Annotated in this window: 1 pseudogene; it reads right to left on the reverse strand. The window is 64.3% G+C overall.

What is annotated here, in order from left to right:
* Positions 1 to 68 precede the first annotated feature (68 nt).
* Positions 69 to 286: pseudogene (locus tag TW83_RS17935) on the reverse strand (ABC transporter ATP-binding protein); the annotation flags it as partial.

The raw sequence follows: 286 nt of genomic DNA on the forward strand, positions 1-286 counted from the left end.
CCAGGTCGATCCCGTGCAGGATCTGGCTGCCGCCGTAATGCAGGGTCAGATTCTTGGCCTCGATCATTTCATCGCCCCAGATAGACGTCGATGACGTCGGGATTGCGGGTCACGTGGTCCAGGCTGCCTTCGGCCAGCACGGACCCCTGGTGCAGCACGGTCACCTTGCAGTTCAGGCGGCGCACGAAATCCATGTCGTGTTCGACCACCACCACGGCACGCGTTTCCGCCAGCCGGCACAGCAGCGTCGTCGTCTGTTCGCGTTCCGCCAGGGTCATGCCGGCCG

It is taken from the genome of Paracoccus sp. S4493 (assembly GCF_000967735.1).
In the GTDB taxonomy this organism is placed as follows: Bacteria; Pseudomonadota; Alphaproteobacteria; order Rhodobacterales; family Rhodobacteraceae; genus Paracoccus; species Paracoccus marcusii.